The sequence below is a fragment of the Saccharothrix sp. ALI-22-I genome (genome assembly GCF_001984175.1).
In the GTDB taxonomy this organism is placed as follows: domain Bacteria; phylum Actinomycetota; class Actinomycetes; order Mycobacteriales; family Pseudonocardiaceae; genus Actinosynnema.
This window is the reverse complement of sequence record NZ_MTQP01000069.1, coordinates 1,111,101-1,130,869: the sequence shown is the minus strand read 5'-3', so window position 1 is coordinate 1,130,869 and position 19,769 is coordinate 1,111,101. Positions and strand designations below refer to the sequence as shown.

At 70.2% G+C, this 19,769-nt stretch carries 14 protein-coding genes and 1 pseudogene; 12 read left to right on the top strand and 3 right to left on the bottom strand.

Annotated features, from left to right (window positions below; all coding sequences use genetic code 11):
* From ALI22I_RS47120 to ALI22I_RS47095, 6 genes and pseudogenes are all read left to right on the top strand, one after another.
* Positions 1-248 (top strand): annotated as a pseudogene (locus tag ALI22I_RS47120) (nickel-dependent lactate racemase); the annotation flags it as partial.
* Positions 245-1,381, top strand: a complete 1,137-nt coding sequence (locus tag ALI22I_RS47115; RefSeq protein ID WP_077011993.1) for a glycerate kinase — start codon at positions 245-247, stop codon at positions 1,379-1,381. The pseudogene ALI22I_RS47120 and the gene ALI22I_RS47115, both read left to right, overlap by 4 nt.
* A gap of 2 nt (positions 1,382-1,383) precedes the next feature.
* Positions 1,384-2,082 (top strand): nickel pincer cofactor biosynthesis protein LarB, encoded by a 699-nt coding sequence (gene larB / locus ALI22I_RS47110; RefSeq protein WP_077011992.1) that lies wholly within the window; start codon positions 1,384-1,386, stop codon positions 2,080-2,082.
* Entirely contained in the window at positions 2,079-3,317 is a 1,239-nt protein-coding gene (gene larC, locus ALI22I_RS47105; protein ID WP_077011991.1) for a nickel pincer cofactor biosynthesis protein LarC, read from the top strand. The genes larB and larC overlap by 4 nt, the downstream gene beginning before the upstream one ends.
* Positions 3,317-4,126, top strand: a complete 810-nt coding sequence (gene larE, locus ALI22I_RS47100) for an ATP-dependent sacrificial sulfur transferase LarE (RefSeq protein ID WP_077011990.1) — start codon at positions 3,317-3,319, stop codon at positions 4,124-4,126. Before larC ends, larE begins: the two co-directional genes overlap by 1 nt.
* Positions 4,127-4,261: 135 nt before the next feature.
* A complete protein-coding gene (locus tag ALI22I_RS47095) occupies positions 4,262-6,190 on the top strand; it encodes an alpha-L-fucosidase (RefSeq protein WP_077011989.1) in 1,929 nt (642 codons plus the stop codon).
* Positions 6,191-6,303: 113 nt separating this feature from the next.
* On the opposite strand, the gene ALI22I_RS47090 is transcribed toward ALI22I_RS47095, so the two are convergent.
* Both ALI22I_RS47090 and ALI22I_RS47085 read right to left on the bottom strand, forming a co-directional pair.
* A complete protein-coding gene (locus ALI22I_RS47090) occupies positions 6,304-7,734 on the bottom strand; it encodes an Nramp family divalent metal transporter (RefSeq protein WP_077012154.1) in 1,431 nt (476 codons plus the stop codon).
* Between the two features lie 180 nt (positions 7,735-7,914).
* Positions 7,915-9,315, bottom strand: coding sequence for an endo-1,4-beta-xylanase (locus ALI22I_RS47085; protein ID WP_077012153.1), 1,401 nt, complete (start codon positions 9,313-9,315; stop codon positions 7,915-7,917).
* A gap of 366 nt (positions 9,316-9,681) precedes the next feature.
* On the opposite strand from ALI22I_RS47085, the gene ALI22I_RS47080 reads away from it, so the two are divergent.
* Both ALI22I_RS47080 and ALI22I_RS47075 read left to right on the top strand, forming a co-directional pair.
* The gene (locus ALI22I_RS47080) at positions 9,682-11,325 is read left to right on the top strand and encodes a cellulose binding domain-containing protein (RefSeq protein WP_077011988.1); all 1,644 of its coding nucleotides are present in this window, start codon (positions 9,682-9,684) and stop codon (positions 11,323-11,325) included.
* Positions 11,326-11,405: 80 nt separating this feature from the next.
* Complete coding sequence (locus tag ALI22I_RS47075) at positions 11,406-12,467, top strand: LacI family DNA-binding transcriptional regulator (RefSeq protein WP_083752563.1); 1,062 nt, start codon at positions 11,406-11,408, stop codon at positions 12,465-12,467.
* On the opposite strand, the gene ALI22I_RS47070 is transcribed toward ALI22I_RS47075, so the two are convergent.
* Positions 12,401-13,384, bottom strand: a complete 984-nt coding sequence (locus ALI22I_RS47070) for an acetylxylan esterase (RefSeq protein ID WP_077012152.1) — start codon at positions 13,382-13,384, stop codon at positions 12,401-12,403. The genes ALI22I_RS47075 and ALI22I_RS47070 overlap by 67 nt on opposite strands.
* 175 nt (positions 13,385-13,559) lie before the next feature.
* Here ALI22I_RS47070 and ALI22I_RS47065 point away from each other — a divergent pair, with 175 nt between their 5' ends.
* The 4 genes from ALI22I_RS47065 (at position 13,560) to ALI22I_RS47050 (ending at position 19,721) form a co-directional block, all read left to right on the top strand.
* Entirely contained in the window at positions 13,560-15,701 is a 2,142-nt protein-coding gene (locus tag ALI22I_RS47065) for a glycoside hydrolase family 36 protein (RefSeq protein WP_077011987.1), read from the top strand.
* A 57-nt stretch (positions 15,702-15,758) separates the two neighbouring features.
* Complete coding sequence (locus ALI22I_RS47060) at positions 15,759-16,502, top strand: RICIN domain-containing protein (RefSeq protein ID WP_077011986.1); 744 nt, start codon at positions 15,759-15,761, stop codon at positions 16,500-16,502.
* Between the two features lie 372 nt (positions 16,503-16,874).
* Positions 16,875-18,344, top strand: coding sequence for a non-reducing end alpha-L-arabinofuranosidase family hydrolase (locus ALI22I_RS47055; RefSeq protein WP_077011985.1), 1,470 nt, complete (start codon positions 16,875-16,877; stop codon positions 18,342-18,344).
* Positions 18,345-18,401: 57 nt separating this feature from the next.
* Positions 18,402-19,721, top strand: a complete 1,320-nt coding sequence (locus tag ALI22I_RS47050; protein WP_077011984.1) for a cellulose binding domain-containing protein — start codon at positions 18,402-18,404, stop codon at positions 19,719-19,721.
* The last annotated feature ends 48 nt before the right edge of the window (positions 19,722-19,769 follow it).

Sequence of the window (19,769 nt, the reverse complement as noted above, 5' to 3'; positions counted from 1 at the left end):
CGCGGCCGGTCACCGTGCCCGACCAGTGGCAGGTCCAGATCCAGGCGCGTATCCAGGCGGACTGCCGGGTCGTCATGCACACCTCGTACCTCAGCGACGCCGAGCTGGCGACCGCGCACCTGGCGCAGACCGCGGACGTCTCCGCGACCGTCGCCGAGGCGCTCGCGGCGGCCGGGCCCGACGCCCGGCTGTGCGTGCTGCCCGAAGGCCCCCAGACGATCCCCTACGTCGACGGGACACGTCGGTGAACGGGGCGGTCCTGGTCTGTCTGGACAAGTTCCGGGGCTCTCTCACCGCCGCGCAGGCGTGCGCGCACGTGGTCGACGGCGTGACCGGTGCGGGCGGCCGGGCGGTGGCGATGCCGGTCGCGGACGGCGGTGAGGGCACCGTGGAGGCGTTGGTGCGCGCCGGTTACGACGAGGTGCGCGTCGAGGTCGCCGGTCCCACGGGCCGGCGCGTGCAGGCCGGGTTCGCCGTGCGCGGCGGACGCGCGGTGGTCGAGATGGCCCAGGCCAGCGGGTTGGACGTGCTTCCCGGTGGTCGGTCGGCGCCGCTGACCGCTGACACCTACGGCACCGGCGAACTGATCCGTGCCGCGCTCGACCAGGGCTGCCTCGACCTCGTCCTCGCGGTGGGCGGCAGTGCCACGACCGACGGGGGAGCGGGACTGCTCCGCGCTCTGGGCGCACGCATCACCGGCCCTTCGGGCGTGCCGATCGGGCCCGGCGGCGCGGCGTTGACCGGCGCGGCGCGTGTCGACCTGTCCGGCTTGGACCTGCGGCTGAGGCTCGCGCGGGTGACGTTGGTGTCGGATGTGGACAACCCGCTGTCGGGGCCGGACGGGGCCGCCGCGGTGTTCGGGCCGCAGAAAGGCGCGACACCCGGCGACGTGGAGGTGTTGGAGCGAGGCCTCCGGCGGTTCGCTGAGGTCATGGCGGAGGAGACCGGGCGCGACCTGAGCGGGGAACCCGGCGCGGGTGCGGCCGGCGGCACCGGGTTCGCGGCGCTGGCGGCCCTCGACGCCCGGCGGGCGTCCGGCGCCGACTTCGTCCTGCGTGCGATCGGCGTCGAGGACGCGTTGCGCGAGGCCTCGCTCGTCGTGGTCGGGGAAGGCCGGTTCGACGAGCAGAGCCTGCGGGGCAAGGCGCCGATCGGTGTGGCCGAGGCGGCCCGGCGGCACGGCGTGCCGGTCGTGGTGATCGCGGGCGACATCCGGCTCACACCCAGGCGACTGCGGGACGTCGGCGTCGTCGCCGCCTGGTCACTGCTGGAGCGCGCGGGCGACCTCGACACCGCGATAGGACAGGCGCCCGCACTGCTCAAGGCAATCGGGCGCGAACTCGTCACGCACGTGCCCATCGTCGTCGCGCAAGGAGGATGACCATGACCGGACCGGAGGTGGTGGGACCGGAGGTGGTCGATCTGGGGTTCGCCCGGGTCGATGTGGGTCGTGAGGCGCGTCAGGGGTTGCCGGAGGTGGTCTACGGCAGCGGGAAGACGCCGGCGCAGGTGGTGGCGATCGTGCGGACCTTGTTGGGGCACAACGACGGTCCGGTGCTGGTCACGCGGGTGCAGGCCGACGCGGCGCGGGCCGTGCTGGCCGCCGTGCCGGGCGGCGCGTACGACGGCGCGGCGCGTCTGCTGGTGTGGCGGCCCGCGGCGCCGACGGGGTTCGGTGTGGTGGTGGCGGCGGCGGGGACGGCGGATCTGCCGGTGGCGGGGGAGGCCGCCGCGGTGGCCGCCGCGGTGGGGCTCGGGGTCAGCACGGTCACCGATGTCGGCGTGGCGGGTCTGCACCGGCTGCTCGCCGAGCAGCAGCGGTTGCGGGCGGCGGACACCGTGATCGTGGTGGCGGGCATGGAGGGCGCGTTGGCCAGCGCGGTGGGTGGTCTGGTCGCCTGCCCGGTGGTCGCGGTGCCCACCTCCACCGGTTACGGGGCGGGTCTGGAGGGGATCACGGCGTTGCTGGCGATGCACGCGTCCTGCGCGGCCGGCATCACGGTGGTGAACATCGATTCGGGGTTCGGGGCGGCGATGGCCGCGTTCCGGCTCGCCCGCGTGGCGGGACGGAGGACGGGATGAGCCGGATCTGCGTCATCTCGCCGTTCACCGGGTTGGCCGGGGACATGCTGCTGGCCGCGCTCATCGACGCGGGGGCGCCGTCGGAGGCGGTCCGGGCGGCCGTCGCCGACACCGGCCTGACCGGGTGGGACCTGGCCGTCACCTCGGTGCTCACCCACGGGTTGACCGGGTGTCGGGTGGTGGTGTCGGTGTCGGACGACGCGACGAGCCGCAGCGCGGGGGAGTTGATCGCGATGGCGGGGCGGGTGCGCGTCCGGGCGGTGGCGGACATGGCGGTCGCGGCGTTGCGGGCGATCGCCGAGGTCGAGGGCCGGCTGCACGGTGAGGACCCGGACCGGGTGCATCTGCACGAGCTGGGTGGTCACGACACGCTGGTGGACATCGTCGGGGTGGCCGCCGCGCTGCACGCGCTGGGCGTGGACGCCGTGCACTGTGAGGCGTTGCCAATCGGCGCGGGGGCGGTGCGCACGGCGCACGGGGTGCTGCCCTGCCCGGCCCCGGCGACCTCGGCGCTGCTGGCGGGCGCGCGTGTGGTGGGCACGAGTCTGGTGGGGGAGACGGTGACGCCGACGGCGGCGGCGTTGCTGCGTGCGGTGGGCGCGGACTACGGTCCGCCGCCGGGGATGCGGATGACGGCCACCGGCTACGGGGTGGGCAGCAGGACGTTGCCCGACCGGCCCAACGTGGCGGTGGTCCGCCTCGGCGACCGGGAATCGGGAGAGGTGCGCGACCTGGTGGTCCTGGAGACCAACCTGGACGACGTCACCGGGGAGGTCCTCGGCTATCTCGTCGCCCTGCTGCTGGACTCGGGGGCGTTGGACAGTTGGATCACGCCGGTGGTGATGAAGAAGGGTCGGCCCGGACACGTGCTGCACGCGCTGGCCGCGCCCGAGGCGGCGGACGGGATCGAGCGGCGGATGCTGGTCGAGACCGGCACGCTGGGTGTGCGGCGGACGAGCGTGCGGCGGACCGCCCTGCCCCGCACCACCGACACCGTGCACGTGCACGGGATGCCGGTACGTCGCAAACACGGACCGCACCACGGCAAGGCGGAGTACGACGACACCGTCACCGTCGCCCGGCACACGGGCCTGCCACTGCGCACCGTGCTCGCCCTGGCCGTGGAAAGCCCCGCCGTGGAAAGCCCCGCCGTGGAAAGCCCCGCCGTGGAAAGCCCCGCCGTGGAAAGCCCCGCCGTGGAAAGCCCCGCCACGCAGAGCCCCGAGGAGCACTGATGGACACCAGGACCGCCGCCGAGCGGCTCGTGGAGCATCTGGCCGGGATCGGCCCGGTGGCCGTGGCGTTCTCCGGTGGCGTGGACTCCGCGCTGGTGCTCGCCGCCGCCGTGCGCGCCGTCGGGCCCGACGCGGTGCTCGCGGTCACCGCCGACTCCGCCAGCCTCGCCGCCGCCGAACTGACCGACGCCGTCGCGTTCGCCGACCGCCTCCGCGTCCGGCACCTCGCACCCGCCACCGCCGAGCTGGACAACCCCGACTACGCCGCCAACGGCCGGGACCGCTGCTACTTCTGCAAGTCCACCGTGCTGGACACCATCACGGCGGTCGCCCGCGAGCACGGCCTGCACGCGGTGGCGACCGGGACCAACGCCGACGACGCACGCGACCCGTTCCGCCCCGGCATCCGCGCCGGCGACGAGATCGGCGTGCACACCCCGCTGCGCGCCCTCGCGATGACCAAGACCGACGTCCGCGCCGTCAGCCGCCACTGGAACCTGCCCACCTCCGACAAACCGGCCATGCCCTGCCTGGCCAGCCGCGTCCGCTACGGCCTGAGCATCACCCCCGCCCGCCTCGCGCGGGTCGAACGCGCCGAGACCGCCGTCCGCGCCTGGCTCGCGGACACCGGCACACCCACCCGCGACCTGCGGGTCCGCGACCTCGGCGATACCGGACGGATCGAACTCGACCCACACCTGGCCCACCGCCCCGAGATCGCACCCGCCCTGACCGAGATCGTCCGCACCGCCGGATTCGACAACGCCGAGATCACCTTATTCCGGTCGGGCGCCCTCAACCACGAGTGAACCAGCCGGGTTCATCGGTCGGCCTGGGTGGCCAGCGCAGTCCGAATGGAATCGATTCACGGGTATTGACCAGCGATAACGCTGGCACCGAGTAGTCAAATGCCGCATCATTGCGGCGTAGGGACCGGAGTGTCAATGACGACATCAGGACTGTCCCGCCGGGGTTTCCTGGCGGCCACCGGCATCGCGGCGACCGCAGCCGCACTACCGGGCCTCACTGCGGGCTCGCCGTCGGCGTTCGCGGCGGACACCCAGGCCAACCTGTCGAACCTGGTCAACCTCCGGTTCGGCATGTTCAACCACTTCAACCTCGGCACCTTCACCGACGAGGAGTGGGCGGCGGGCGGCCAGAGCCCGGCGAAGTTCGCGCCGTCCTCCGTGGACTGCGCGCAGTGGGCGGCAGCCGCCGCCGCCGCGAAGATGAGCTACGGCGTGCTCACCACCAAGCACCACGACGGCTTCTCCCTGTGGCCCACGGCGTTCGGCACCCAGAACGTGGCCTACTCGGGCTACCGACAGGATGTCGTGCGCCAGTACGTCGACGCGTTCCGCGCCCGGGGTCTGCGGGTCGGGCTGTACTACTCGATCTGGGACCGCACGCACACGATCCAGGCGTACGGCGGTCACGTCGGCGACCAGACCCAGTCCATCGAGCCGGGCGACATGACCGTGGTGCTCGGCCAGATCCGCGAGCTGCTGACGAACTACGGCACGATCGACGTGTTCGTCACCGACGGCTACGCCTGGCAGATGGGTCAGCAGCAGATCTCCTACCAGGAGGTCCGCAACCTGGTGAAGTCGCTGCAACCGGACTGCGTGATGGTCGACCACGGCGCCCTGACGCAGCCCTGGCTCGGCGACGCGATCTACTTCGAGGCCCCGCTGGGCATCCGGGCACCGGCGGGGAACACGTTCGCGGGCATGCAGGGCGAGACGATCAGCCGCGGCTGGTTCTGGCACCCGCACACGCCCACCGAGGCACCGCGCAGCCGTGACGCCATCCTGGCCGACCTCGGCGACCTGGAGCCCAAGTACACCTCGTACCTGTTGAACTGCCCGCCCAACCGCAACGGCAGGCTCGACACCAACATCGTCAACCGGCTCGCGGAGGTCGGCGCGGCCTGGAGCCCGAACAACTCGCGTCCGCCGCTGCCGGCCCAGCCGCTGCGGGTCGAGTGGCCGGTGAACGCGGTCGCCGCCTACGCGTCGTCCTACAACCCCGGCGAGTCCGCGTACCACGCGATCGACAACCGCAGCGACCGAAACTTCGAGACCTGCTGGTCGACCTGGGGCGGGGGTCGCACGCTGCCGCAGACGATCACGATCGACCTCGGCGGGGTGTGGAGCAACGTCTCCACGCTCGAATACCTGCCCAAGCAGTGGAACCGCACCAACTCCACCGACGGCGACATCACCGCGGCCACCATCTCCACCAGCACCGACGGCGTCGCTTTCACCACGGTGGCCACCGTGAACTGGGCCGCGAACGGGCGGCTCAAGCTCGCCGAGTGGGCCAACCGGGACGTCGGCTTCGTGCGCATCACCGTCACGGCCGCCACCGGCGGCTACGTCAACGTCAACGGAGTGCACATCGGAGGCCGGAGCGCCCGCCCCCAGTTGGTCTCGCGTTTCCCGGTGGCGAACACGGTCTACCGCATCCAGTCCCGCGCCAGTGGCAAGGTGCTCGACGTGCGGGGCGTCGACACGGCCAACGGCACCCCAGTGCACCAGTGGTCGTGGTTGAACCAAGCCAACCAGAAGTGGACCTTCATCGCCACTGGGGACGGGTACTTCAAGATCCGTGACCAGAACAGCGGCAAGCTGCTGGAGGTAGGTGGCCTGTCCCGGGTCAACGGCGGAACCATGAACATCTGGAGCGACGCGAACGTCCACCAGCAGCACTGGGCCGTCACACCGATCGACGGCGGCTACCACATCCTCACCAACCGGCTCAGCCAGCGGGTGCTGGAGGTCCCCGGCGCGTCCACCGCGGACGGCACGGTCCTCGACCAGTGGGACCACAACGGCGCCGGTCAGCAGCAGTGGCGGCTGATCCAGTCCTGACGGACCGATCCGCCGACCCGTCCCGGCGTTCCCGTCCCCGACGGGAACGCCGGGCTTCGGGCCGGTGATCGCGGCACGGTTCCGGCCGAGGCCCGCGCCGCTCCGGAAGCGGGCTAATCGCCGAACAGCTTGCCGGTCTGCTCGATGATCGTCATGACGCTCAGCACGCCGAACAGGAGCACCGACCAGCCGAGCGCGGCCATGCGGCCGGCGCGGATGCGGATCGGTTCCGGCAGCACCTTGCGGTTGAGGACGATCAACAGGCCGGAGTAGATGAACATCATCAGGCCGCCGACGCACGCGGAGATCACCAGCAGGATCAGCGGCTGTCCGAGACCGGCCAGCACGATCGCGCAGCCCACCAGCACCAGCACCCACACCACGGTGAAGTAGAGCGTGCTCTCCTTGACGTTCTTGGCGTACGCGGTCTTGATCACGTCCGCGACCAGGCGGCTGGAGTAGTCCACGATGCCCAGCGCTGCGGCGAACAGCGCGAACGCGCCGGTCACCCAGAACAGCGTGCCGAACCAGGCGCCGACCGTCTCCTTCAGCACCTCGCCCTCGATCCGCAGGAACCCGATGTTGTTCGGCAGACCCGGCCGGCCGTAGACGGTCGAGTAGGCGAGCAGCGAGGTGAACATGATGGACAGGAACGTGATCAGCACGAAGGTGTACAGCTGCTCGCGGTTCGCGAACCGCCACCACGCGCGCCAACGGGCCAGGTGCTCGTCGGTCGGTTCGAAGATGAACCCGGTGCTCGGCGCGGCCTCGGGCTTGCCGGTCACCGGGCTCTTGATGCGCGGCACGTACTTGCCCATGCCGAAGCCCTTGTCCCGGATCCAGTTGCTCTGCACCAAGTTCTGGCCGCCACCGGCGCCCGCGAAGGCGAGCGCGCCGGTCAGGAACGCGAGGCCGAGCGGGTCGATCGGAATGCTCGCCCCGGTCACGATCTCGGGCACGTCCGCCCACGTGTCCGCCGAGATCGCGACCACCGCGCCGACCGCGAGCAGCGCGAGCACCGCCGCGACCTTCAGCATCTCCGCCCGTTCCAGCGCCACGTACACCACCGGTGCCAGCGTGAGGATCAGTCCGATGGCGAGCAGCATCCCGACGGAGATCCAGCGGACGTCACCGCCCCACAGGTAGGTGACCATGGTCGCCGAACTGGTCGCCCAGCCGGGCCACAGGTTCGCGAACACGGTCAGCACCGCGAACACCAGGCCCCAGTGCCGCCAGAAGCGGCTGAAACCGGTGAGCGCGGTCTCGCCGGTGGCGAGCGTGTACCGCTCGATCTCCATGTTCAGGAAGAACTGGGTGGCCAGCCCGACCAGAGCCGCCCAGACGAACACCAGGCCGACCTGGGAAGCGATGTAGGGGAAGAGGATGAACTCGCCGGACGCCAGCCCGACGCCCGCGGCGACGACCCCCGGTCCGATGATCCGCCAGGTGGAGGTCGGGGCCTCCGGTAACGGCCGGACCTCGGGCGGTGGCAGATGGCGGCTGGTGGGAAACCTGCCGGTCACGTCGTTGTGCTGCCTCGTCATCTGGTGATCCCTTCGCCGGAACAAGGAGATCTCCGTGGAGATCATACGGGGGAACCCGCACGATCGGGCGAGGAAAGTCGAATGGGTCCGTTCAGCGACGCATGATCGCGGAGGCCTGGGATGACCGTGGCGCCGAGGTGGCCGCCGGTCGACGTCGAGGCGCCGACCGGCGGCTTCGGTTCAGCGTGCCGAGCAGGTCGGGGAGAGACCGGTGGCGTTGCCGGTGGCTTGGAAGCCGAATTCCACCGACTGACCCGCCGCGACGGAGCCGTTGTAGTCGACGTTGGTGAAGGTGACGGTGCCGGTGGTGCCGCTGCGGTTGGCGCTCCACTGGTTGGTGACGGTGGTCCCGGATGGCAGGGGCACCGAGACCGACCAGCCGTTGAGCGCCGACGAGCCCGCGGTGACCTTGATGTTGGCGACGAAGCCACCGTTCCAGGTGTTCAGCGACGCGGTCGCGGTGCAGTCGCCGGGGCCGGGGTTCTGCGTGGTGGTGGTGGTCGTCGTGGTCGTGGTCGTGGTCGTGGTGGTGGTGGTCGTGGTGGTGGTCGGGTTGGTGGGCCCTGCGGCGTTGAGGACGTCGAGGACGGCGTTGTAGGCGGGCTTCTTGTTGCCGGAGCCGTCGAACAGCAGCGGCGAGTCGCCGGGGTAACGCCAGGAGTCGGTGTCGCGGATGCCCCACACGGTGATACCGGTGCATCGTGCGACGGCAACGCACGCCTGGGTCACGCGGCGGTAGCTGTCGGCCTGCTGGGTGCCGGAACCGGCGATGTCCAGCTCGGTGATCTGCACGTCGACGCCGAGCGCCGCGAAGCGCTGGATGGTGGTCTGGTAGTCGCCCGGGATGCCGGTGCCGAAGTGGGACTGGAGGCCGACGCAGTCGATGGGGACACCGCGGGCCTTGAAGTCCTGCACCATCCGGTAGACGCCCTGGGTCTTCGCGGCGGCCCAGCTGTCGGTGTTGTAGTCGTTGTAGCAGAGCTTGGCGCCGGGGTCGGCCGCGCGGGCGGTGCGGAAGGCGACCTCGATCCAGTCGTTGCCGGTGCGCTGGAGGTTGGAGTCACGGCGTCCGCCGGACCCGCCGTCGGCGAAGGCCTCGTTGACGACGTCCCAGGCGTAGATCTTGCCCCGGTAGTAGGAAGCGACCCGGTTGATGTGGTTGACCAGCGCGGAGCGCAGTGCCGAGCCTTCCATGCCCTGCATCCACCGCGGTTGCTGCGAGTGCCAGGCCAGGGTGTGGCCGCGCACGCGTTTGCCCTGTGCGAGCGCGTGGTTCACGATGCGGTCGCCGTTGGCGAAGCTGAACTGGTTCTGGTTGGGTTCGGTGGCGTCCATCTTCATCTCGTTCTCGGCCGTCACCATGTCGAACTCGCGGTTCAGGAGTCCGACGTAGGTCGAGTCGCCGAGCCTGCCGGCCGCGACGGCCGCGCCGTAGTAGCGGCCGCTCTGGGCCGCGGACGCGCCGAGCGTGCTCGCGGCGCTCGCGGACGTGGTCGCGAGGAACGCGACACCGCCCGTGGTGGTGGCCATCAATGTCGCCGCGAGTACGACTCGTGACACTGACCTCGCTGTCAGTTTCATCTTCGACACCTTCAGGGAAAGCACCCGCCGCGGGCGACGGGTGGGTGGGCAGAACCGTTCGGCCCGGATTGTTCGCGCTCACAAGAATTGCACGGGGGGATGATGGCGGTTAATGGGCTGAACGGAGCAACTTCTTTCTTTAGCGTCTTTAGCTGCGCTAATGCGACCTTGTCGAATGTCGTTCAACGCGAGATTCGGAGCGGGTAGCTAAAGTTAGCGCTCACATTTTTAGCTTTGACCGGTCGATCCGGGCATGGCTACATTTGCCTGGTGACCGGGGTAGCTCCGCAGACCGCGACCCCCACCGTGTCGAGCGCCGCCGCCGCGACCGCTGTCAATGATGAACAGCGAAGGGGACTGAAGACCATGAAACGCTCACCCTGGAGGCATCGCGTCGCGCACGCCATGTCCGCGGCGCTGCTGGTGGCGGCAGGCATGGTGACGGTGCTGAACGCCGACCCCGCCCGAGCCCTGGACAACGGTGTGGCGCGCACGCCACCGTTGGGCTGGAACTCGTGGAACACGTTCGGCTGCAACATCAACGAGACGCTGATCAGGCAGATGACCGACGCGATGGTCAGCTCCGGAATGCGCGACGCCGGCTACCAGTACGTGGTGGTGGACGACTGCTGGATGAACCCCAACCGTGACTCGGCGGGCAACCTCCAGGGCGACCCGGGCCGGTTCCCCAGCGGCATGAAGGCCCTCGGCGACTACATCCACGCCAGGGGCTTGAAGTTCGGGATCTACCAGGCGCCGTTGACCGAGACGTGCGCCCAGTACTTCAACTCCTACCCCGGTTCGACCGGGGCGCTGGGCCACGAGGAGCAGGACGCCCGCCAGTTCGCCGCGTGGGGCGTGGACTACCTCAAGTACGACTGGTGCTCGCCGAGCGGGACGATGGACGACCAGGTGCGCACGTTCGCGAAGATGCGCGACGCGTTGCGCGCCACCGGCCGCCCGATCGTCTACAGCATCAACTCCAACAGCATCCACGACAAGACCGGGCCCCGGCGCAACTGGGGCGACGTGTCGAACATGTGGCGCACCACCGAGGACATCACCAACAAGTGGGACACCGGGCAGACCAACGGCTACCCGATGGGCATCCAGAACATCGTCAACGTCACCGTGCCCCTGGCCTCCTACGCCAAGCCCGGGTCGTTCAACGACATGGACATGCTCGAAGTCGGCCGCGGTGGCATGAACGACACCGAGATGCGCAGCCACTTCGCGCTGTGGGCGATCATGGCCTCGCCGCTCATCGCCGGCAACGACCTGCGGAACATGGACGCCGCCACGCAGGCGATCCTGAAGAACCCCAACCTCATCGCCATCAACCAGGACCCCCTCGGCTACCAGGCCCGGCAGGTCAGCAACGACGGCACGCGCCGCATCCTGTCCAAGACGCTGTCGAGCAACCAAGTCGCGGTCGCCCTGTTCAACCAGGGCTCCAGCCCGACCACCATCAGCACCGACCGCTGGGCGGTCGGCGGCCTGGAAGGCGTGGACATCACCGTGCGGGACGCCTGGACGAACGCGAACGTCCCGACGAGCGACGGCAAGTTCTCCGCCACCGTGCCGGCCCACGGCACCGCCGTCTACGTGGTCAAGGGCTCCGGTTTCCCGACGACCACCACCACGACGACAACCACCACGACCACCACGACGTCGACCACCCCGGATCCGGGCGGCTCCTGCCGGGTCACGAGCACCGTCAACGCGTGGAACACCGGTCTGACGTCGGACACCACCATCACCAACACCGGTAGCGCGCCGATCAGCGGCTGGTCGCTGGCGTTCACCCTGCCCGGCGGGCAGACGATCACCTCCGGGTGGAACGCCTCCTACTCGCCCACGTCGGGACAGGTCACGGCCAGGAACGCCTCCTACAACGCCGACATCGCACCCGGCGCGTCGGTGAGCATCGGTTTCCAGGCCAACCACACCGGCAACACCGACAAACCCTCCTCGTACACCCTCAACGGCGCCACCTGCACCACGGCCTGACCACGGCCGGGGGAGGACTCAAGCGCGAGCACCACGCAGATGGGACGGTAGTGGGGAACAGGAGCTTCGACGTGCCCGCGATGGCGGATGTCGCCCGGCTCGCGCAAGTCTCGCACCAGACGGTGTCGCGGGTGCTCAACGGGCACCAGCACGTCAGCGAGCCGACGCGGCTGCGGGTCCAGGCGGCGATCGACCAGCTGGGCTACCGGCCGAATCGGGTGGCGCGCGCCCTGGTGACGGGCCGTTCGCAACTGCTCGGCGTGGTGGCGCAGAACTCCACCCTGTACGGGCCGGTCTCGCTGCTGGCGGCGTTCGAGCAGGCGGCGGCCGAGGTGGGGTTCGTGGTGACCGCGCATCGGGTGGACGTGGCGGACCACGGGTCCGTCACCAGGGCCCTGGAGCGGCACCGCGACCAGCGGGTGGCGGGCATCGTCGTCATCGCACCCACGGCTTCGGTGAGCGACGCGATCGACGCCATCCCGCCCGGCGTGCCGTTGGTGATGGTGGACGGCGACCCGGAGCGGTCCACCCCGCTGGTGACCGTCGACCAGGTGGCGGGCGCCTACGCGGCGACCCGCTGCCTGCTCGACGCGGGCCACCGCACGGTGTGGCACGTCTCCGGTCCGCCGGACTGGTTCGACAGCGCGGGTCGGGTGCGCGGCTGGCGGTCGGCGTTGGAGGACGCGGGTCTGGAGGCGCCGCCGCTGCTGCCCGCGGACTGGAGCGCGGCGTCGGGGTACCGGGCGGGGCAGAGGCTGGCGCAGATGCCCGAGGTGACCGCGGTCTTCGCGGCCAACGACCACCTGGCGCTCGGCATCCTGCGTGCGATGAGCGAGCACGGCAGGCGGGTGCCGCACGACGTGAGCGTGGTCGGCTTCGACGACGTGCCCGAGGCCGGCTACCTGATTCCGTCGCTGACGACCGTGCGGCCGGACTTCGACGCCGTCGCCCGGGAGACGCTGGACCTGCTGCTGGCCCAGGTCGGCGACCACGAGATCGGCGACTCGCAGCGCACCATCGCGCCGACCTTGGTGGAGCGGGACAGCGTCCGCCCGCCGTCGACCGAGAGCGTGGGTCAGGCCGGTGCGGCAAGCCCGCGCTCGTGCAGCCAGGCCAGTTGCACGGCTGGATTGGAGCCGTAGCCGCCGCCGTGGTCGGCGAAGGGCCACACGGTCATGGTCCGGTCCTCGCCCGCGTAGTGGTTGAAGGCGGCGTAGACGGTGGAAGGCGGGCAGACCGGGTCCATCAGGCCGACGCTGAACAGCGCCGGCGCCGTCGCCCGCTGGGCGAAGTGGACACCGTCGAAATAGGACAACGTGGCAAAGGTCCGCTGCACGTGCTGGCGACTGTGCCAGCGCAGGTACTTCGCGAGTTCCTGGTACGGGCCTTCGCCGCTGATCTCCGCCGCCCGGCGGAACTGGCACAGGAAGGGGACGTCCGGCAGGACCGAGGCCACGCCGTCCGGCGCCAGTCCCGCGACGGCGAGCGCGAGGCCGCCGCCCTGGCTGCCGCCGGCGACGATCACCCGCCGGGGATCCAGGCCGGGCAGGTCGGCGACCGCGTCCACCGCCCGGACGCAGTCGGTGATGAGACGCCGGTAGTAGTAGTGCTCGGGGGAGTCGACGCCGCGGGTCATGAAGCCCTCGGCCCACTGCGTGCCGTGGCCCTCCGTCGAGTCCGGGGTGTCGTGGCCCTGGCCGCGGCTGTCGACCACGAGCTGCGCGTACCCGGCGGCGGACCAGAGCAGGTGGTCGGTGGGCAGCCCACGACCTCCGCTGTAGCCGATGTAGGTCACGACCACGGGCAACGGACCTTCGGCGTCGCGTGGGCGCAGCAGCCAGGCGGCCACCGGTTCGCCGTTCCAACCGGGAAACCGCACGTCGTCCACATCGACGGTGCGCAGCAGGTGCCGGTCGGTGACCCGCTCGGCCTTCACTGCCCCGCCGCAGGCGCGTGCCGCCGCGAGGGTGCGCTCCCAGAAGGCGTCGAAATCCTCCGGAGGGCTGGAGTCCGGGCGGTAGTGGGCCAGTTCGTCGTGCGGGGAGTCGGTCAACGGCATGGGGGAGTCCTTCGGATGCGCGGTGGTGAAGCGCTTCGACGTTCGCATGCGTCCCGCTGGTCTGTCAATCATGCGACTGCAAGGAATGTTCGCGCTGTTGGAGCCCTTGTTGAAGGTCAATGTGCATGGCTAACCTCAATGCGACAGTTCAAGCGCTTCGACACTGGGATTCATCGTGACCAACGAACCGCAGACGATCCAGTGGGGCCACGGGACCTTGGCGGCCGAGTTCAGCCTCACGGGGGACGGTGTCATCCGACTGGCCCGACTCGGCTCGCCCGGTGACGTCCCCGATGAGCACGACCCGGGCGCGGCGGTGCCGCTGGTGGCCGTGACGGCGGTGGGCCACGGCCGCTGGTGGTCGGGCAACCGCTTCATCCACTCCGTGATCGGCGAGCGGCTCCGCTACCGGACGCACCGTTCGACCCACGAGGACGGTTGGCACGTGCTCACCGTCGAACTCGACGACCCGGAGACCGGCCTGGTCGCCGAGGTGGTCTACGGCTCGCCGGACGGCGTCCCCGCACTGCGCGGCGAGGTCGTCCTGCGCAACGAGGGCGACACCACCCTGCACCTGCAGGCGGTCAGCTCGCTCGCGGTGGGGGGCCTCACGCCGGCGCGGGCGGATGCGCTGGACGACGCCGACCTGCTGTGGGCGGACAACGACTGGTTCGCCGAGTGCCGCTGGCAGCGCCGACCGCTGCGGCTGACCTCGCCGGCCCTCACCAGGCGCGTGCGGATGTCCAACGGTCGGGGAGCGTTCGTGCTGGCCGGCCAGGGCGTCTGGTCCAGTTGCGGCCAACTGCCGATGGGTGGTCTGGCCGACCGCCGGACCGGCCGGGCGTGGGTGTGGCAGGTCGAGCACAACGGGGGCGGCTGGCGCTGGGAGTGCGGCGAACGCGAGGGCGCCGCCTACCTGGCGGCGTTCGGCCCCTGCGACGGTCACCACGGCTGGCACCACGCCCTCGAACCCGGCGCGGAGTTCCGCACCGTGCCCGTGTCCCTCGCGTTCAGCTCCGACGGCGGGACCGACGTCGCCTTCGCCGCGCTGACCGACTACCGCCGTGCGACGCGCCGACCGCACCCCGACCACGAGCGCTTGCCCGTCATCTTCAACGACTACATGAACTGCTTGATGGGCGACCCCACCACCGCCAAGCTGCTGCCGCTGATCGACGCCGCGGCCGAGGCGGGTGCGGAGTACTTCGTCATCGACGCCGGCTGGTACGCCGAAGAGGCCGAGAACTGGTGGGACACCGTCGGGCTCTGGGAGGCGTCCCACTCCCGCTTCCCCGGGCCGCGAGGTCTCCACGAGGTTCTGGACCGCATCCGGGAACGCGGCATGGTCCCCGGTCTGTGGCTGGAACCGGAGGTGATCGGGGTCCGCAGCACCGTCGCCGACGCGTTGCCCGAGGAGGCGTTCTTCCGGCGCGACGGCGTGCGCGTCGTCGAATCGGGCCGCTACCACCTCGACCTGCGCCACCCCGCCGCCCGCGCCCACCTCGACCGGGTGGTGGACCGCCTGGTCGGCGAGTGGGGCGTCGGCTACCTCAAACTGGACCACAACATCGACGTCGGCGTCGGCACCAGTGGCCACCCCGGCGAGAGCCCGGGCGCCGGTCTGCTCGGCCACAACCGCGCCCAGCTGGACTGGCTCGACGGCGTCCTGGACCGCCACCCGCACCTGGTCGTGGAGAACTGCGCTTCCGGCGGCATGCGGATGGACCACGCGCTGTTGTCCCGGCTGCAGGTGCAGTCCACCAGCGACCAGGAGAGCCTGGTGCTCTACGCGCCCATCGCGGCCGCCGCGCCCACCGCGGTCACCCCGGAGCAGGGCGCGGTCTGGGCCTACCCGCAGCCGGACGACTCGCTGGACGAAGTCGCCTTCACCATGGTCAACGCACTCCTCGGCCGGGTGCACCTGTCCGGGCGGATCCCGGAACTCCGCCCCGAGGCCCGCGCGCTCGTGCACGAGGCCGTGACGGTGTACAAGAGCATCCGCGCCGACCTGCCGCGGGCCGTGCCGGTCTGGCCGCTCGGCCTGCCCGCCTGGGACGACCCGTGGATCGCCCTCGCCCTGCGCACACCCGCCACCACGTACCTCACCGCGTGGCGCCGACCCGGCACCGAGGACACCGCGACGCTGCGCCTGCCACACCTGCTCGGCGCGGACGTCGTGGTCGACCTGCTCTACCCCGGCGCCGGTCGGGCCGCCACCACGTGGCACCCCGACACGGCCGAGCTCACGCTCACCCTGCCGGCGGCACCGTCCGCCGTGCTGTTGCGCCTGAGGCGTTCGGGGGCGGACGCCGGGTAGCCGACGTCGTCACGCGCACCGATCACCATCCCGACCGCCGGACTTTGGAGTTCCGCCATGTCCTCAGCAGGGAAGAACGCCGGCACGCCGGACCCGCAGACGGCGCTGAGCGACGTCTCCGCCCTGGAGTACCTGCCCAAGCAATGGCATCGCACCGACGCCATCGACGGTGACGTCACCGCGTGCACCGTTTCCACCAGTACGGACGGGGTGACGTTCACCGAGGTCGCCACGGCCGCCTGGCCGGGTGACCGCACGACCAAGTTCGTCGAGTGGCCCGCCGTGGCCGCCGGGTACGTCCGCGTCGAGGTCACGGCGGGCACCGGCGGCTTCGCCCGCGTCGGTGGCCTGCACATCGGCGGTCGCGTCGACCGACCCGCCCTGATCTCCACGGCCTTCCCCGGCGACCGCACCGCCTACCGACTCGTGCCCCGGGACAGCGGCCTGGTGGCGGGGGTCTTCGGCACCGAGGTCCGTACCCGGGACGGCGGTGCGCAGGAGTGGACGATCACCCGCGCCGACAGCGGCTACTACAAGATCCGCAACGCCGGCACCGGCACGCTGCTGGAAGCCGCCGGCCGCTCCCGTGCGGACGGCACGACGGTCGTGCACGGGAGCGACTCGGACGATCCGCACCAGCACTGGGCGATCACCCCCACCGGGGACGGCCGCCACTACTTCCTCACCAACCGGGTGAGCGGTCTGGCTCTGAACGCCGGCGGCTACCTGGACCGGTGCCGCGTCGACCTGATGACGTACACCGCCGACGTGCGGCAGCAGTGGCGGATCATCGCCCCCTGATCGGCGCACGCCGCGTCGAAACTCTCGTTTGCGGTTCGCGCGCACGAGCAGCATGGAATACCGCGTGTGATCACGTGTGAAACCATGCGATACCGGGGTGAGCGCTAACAATTTTAGCTTCTTTGAGCGTTGACCGCCGCGCGCGCCGCCGGCTAGATTGGCTCGAAAGTGGAGGTCTCTCCACCGAAAGTTTCGGACCCTGTCGGTCTGGCAACTCCGCCGCGACCGTACGTCAACGACGACGATGGGGACAGCGATGCGATCGCCTCCTGCGCTGTGCGCGTTCGATGTGGTGCCCGTCCCGTGCCGGCACAGCTCTCCGGTGCGAACCATCCATTGAGGACTGCCGCGCTCACCCCAGGAAGGCAAGTCATGCTCTCGTTACGACGTTTCACGTCGAGGCGCGCCAAGCTGGCCGTCGCGGCGCTCACGCCGGTAGTCGCCCTCTCCGTGCTGACGGGGGTGTCGGTGCCCGCCTCGGCCGCGCCGGGCTGCTCGGTCGCCTACTCCGCGCCGTCCCAGTGGCAGGGCGGGTTCACCGCGAACGTGTCCATCACGAACGTGGGCGACGCGGTCAACGGGTGGACGCTGACGTGGTCGTTCACCGCCGGTCAGCAGGTGATGCAGGCGTGGAACGCCGACGTGTCGCAGAGCGGGGGACAGGTGACGGCGCGCAACGTCTCCTACAACGCGTCGATCCCGACCGGGGGCCGGGTCGAGTTCGGGTTCAACGGCTCGTGGACCGGGAGCAACCCCGCACCGGCGAGCTTCAGCCTGAACGGCACCCCGTGCACCGGCGGCGTGGACCCCACGACCACGACCTCCACCACGACCTCCTCGTCCACCACCACCACGACCACGACGACCACCCCGCCGACCGGGAACCTGCCGTCGAGCTTCCGCTGGTCCTCCAGCGGGATCCTGATCAGCCCGAAGCCGGACGCCACCCACGCGAACGTGGCGGTGAAGGACCCGAGCGTCGTCTACTACAACGGCAAGTACCACGTGTTCGCCTCGACCTACACCAACGGTTACAACCTGATGTACACCAGTTTCAGCGACTGGTCGCAGGCGTCCTCGGCACCGCACACCTACCTGGACACGACCGCGATCGGCTCCAGCTACAAGGCCGCGCCGCACGTGTTCTACTTCGCGCCGCAGAACCTGTGGTACCTGGTCTACCAGACCGGTGACAACGCGGCGTACTCGACCACGACCGACATCGCCAACCCGCGGTCGTGGAGCGCGCCGAAGAGGTTCTACGCCAACGGGATGCCGCAGATCGTCCGGGACAACATCGGTGACGGTTACTGGGTCGACTTCTGGGTCGTCTGCGACACCGCCAAGTGCTACCTGTTCTCCTCCGACGACAACGGTCACATCTACCGGTCGGAGACCACGGTCGCGAACTACCCCAACGGGTTCACCAACACCGTGATCGCCATGCAGGACTCCAACCAGAACCGCCTGTTCGAGGCGACCAACGTCTACAAGGTCCAGGGCCGCAACCAGTACCTGCTGCTCCAGGAGGCGATCGGCTCGGACGGCAGGCGCTGGTTCCGCTCCTGGACCGCGCCCGCCATCACCGGACCGTGGACCGCGCTGGCCGACTCCGAGTCCAACCCGTTCGCACGCTCCAACACCGTGACGTTCCCGAGCGGGCAGTGGACGCGGGACATCAGCCACGGCGAGCTGGTCCGCTCCGGCCACGACCAGCTCATGGAGATCAGCCCTTGCAACCTGCGCTTCCTGTACCAGGGCATGGACCCCAACTCGGGCGGTGACTACAACCGGCTGCCCTGGCGGCTCGGCCTGCTGACCCAGACCAACTCCACCTGCTGACCTGATCACTTCCGCCGCCCATGCAGTCCATGTCCGAACGGCAGAAAAGAGTTGCTGATGATCATGCGCAGGCTATTAGGGCCCGCGTTGGCGGCGGTGCTCCTCGCCGCGGCGGTGACCGGCACGGCGTTGAGCGGAGGACTCGGTGCGGCCGCGCCGTCCACGCAGGTCGGTGCGCTCGCGTCGAGCGCCGGCTGTGGCAAGGCCCCGACGTTGCGCAGTGGGACGCACACGATCCAGAGCGGCGGCAAGAGCCGCAGCTTCATCCTGCGGGTTCCGGACGGCTACGACAACACCCGTCCGTACCGGTTGATCTTCGGGTTCCACTGGCGTGGTGGGACGATGAACGACGTGTCGTCCGGTGGGACGAGTGGGACGGCGTGGTCGTACTACGGGATGCAGGAGCAGTCGAACAACAGCGCGATCCTGGTGGCGCCGCAGGGCCTGGGCAACGGCTGGGCGAACTCCGGCGGCGAGGACGTGACGTTCACCGACGACATGCTGCGGCGGATCGAGGCCGACCTGTGCGTCGACACGGCGTTGCGCTTCGCGATGGGGTTCAGTTACGGCGGTGGGATGAGCTACGCGTTGGCGTGTGCTCGGGCGACGGTGTTCCGTGCGGTGGTGGTGTACGCGGGTGCGCAGTTGAGCGGGTGTAGCGGTGGTAGTCAGCCGATCGCGTACTTCGGCATGCACGGCATCACGGACAACGTGCTGAACATTTCGCAGGGGCGGTCGTTGCGTGATCGGTTCGTGGCGAACAACGGCTGCACGCCGCAGAGTCCTCGTGAGCCGTCGCAGGGCAGCATGACCCACATCACCACGACTTACTCGTGCCGTGCGGGGTACCCGGTGCAGTGGGCGGCGTTCGACAACGGTCACATGCCCGGTCCGGTGGACGGCACCTACACCGAGAGCGGCGTCCGGACCTGGACCAAGGGCGAGGCGTGGAAGTTCATCTCCCAGTTCCAGGGCGGCCCCGGCACCACGACGACCACCACAACGAGCACGACGACAACCACGACGACAACCACGACCACGACCACGAACCCGCCCGGTGACGGCTGCAAGGTGACCGACACCATCAACGCGTGGAACAGCGGCCTGACGTCGGAGATCGTCATCACGAACACCGGTAGCGCGCCGATCAGCGGCTGGTCGCTGGCGTTCACCCTGCCCGGCGGGCAGACGATCACCTCCGGGTGGAACGCCTCCTACTCGCCCACGTCGGGACAGGTCACGGCCAGGAACGCCTCCTACAACGGCAACATCGCACCCGGCGGGTCGGTGAGCATCGGCTTCCAGGCCAACCACACCGGCAACACCGACAAACCGGCCTCGTTCACCCTCAACGGCGCGGCCTGCAGCGTCGCCTGACCCACCGGCGCGGGGTTGTCCGGCATCGTCCGGTTGATCAGGTCCTGC

Bases quoted from the DNA above. Each gene is read 5' to 3' on its own strand.
- ALI22I_RS47090 (WP_077012154.1), bottom strand. From the start codon at position 7,734: ATGACGAGGCAGCACAACGACGTGACCGGCAGGTTTCCCACCAGCCGC.
- larB (WP_077011992.1), top strand. From the start codon at position 1,384: ATGACCGGACCGGAGGTGGTGGGACCGGAGGTGGTCGATCTGGGGTTC.
- ALI22I_RS47095 (WP_077011989.1), top strand. From the start codon at position 4,262: ATGACGACATCAGGACTGTCCCGCCGGGGTTTCCTGGCGGCCACCGGC.
- ALI22I_RS47075 (WP_083752563.1), top strand. From the start codon at position 11,406: ATGGCGGATGTCGCCCGGCTCGCGCAAGTCTCGCACCAGACGGTGTCG.
- larE (WP_077011990.1), top strand. From the start codon at position 3,317: ATGGACACCAGGACCGCCGCCGAGCGGCTCGTGGAGCATCTGGCCGGG.
- larC (WP_077011991.1), top strand. From the start codon at position 2,079: ATGAGCCGGATCTGCGTCATCTCGCCGTTCACCGGGTTGGCCGGGGAC.
- ALI22I_RS47060 (WP_077011986.1), top strand. From the start codon at position 15,759: ATGTCCTCAGCAGGGAAGAACGCCGGCACGCCGGACCCGCAGACGGCG.
- ALI22I_RS47050 (WP_077011984.1), top strand. From the start codon at position 18,402: ATGATCATGCGCAGGCTATTAGGGCCCGCGTTGGCGGCGGTGCTCCTC.
- ALI22I_RS47070 (WP_077012152.1), bottom strand. From the start codon at position 13,384: ATGCCGTTGACCGACTCCCCGCACGACGAACTGGCCCACTACCGCCCG.
- ALI22I_RS47080 (WP_077011988.1), top strand. From the start codon at position 9,682: ATGAAACGCTCACCCTGGAGGCATCGCGTCGCGCACGCCATGTCCGCG.
- ALI22I_RS47085 (WP_077012153.1), bottom strand. From the start codon at position 9,315: ATGAAACTGACAGCGAGGTCAGTGTCACGAGTCGTACTCGCGGCGACA.
- ALI22I_RS47055 (WP_077011985.1), top strand. From the start codon at position 16,875: ATGCTCTCGTTACGACGTTTCACGTCGAGGCGCGCCAAGCTGGCCGTC.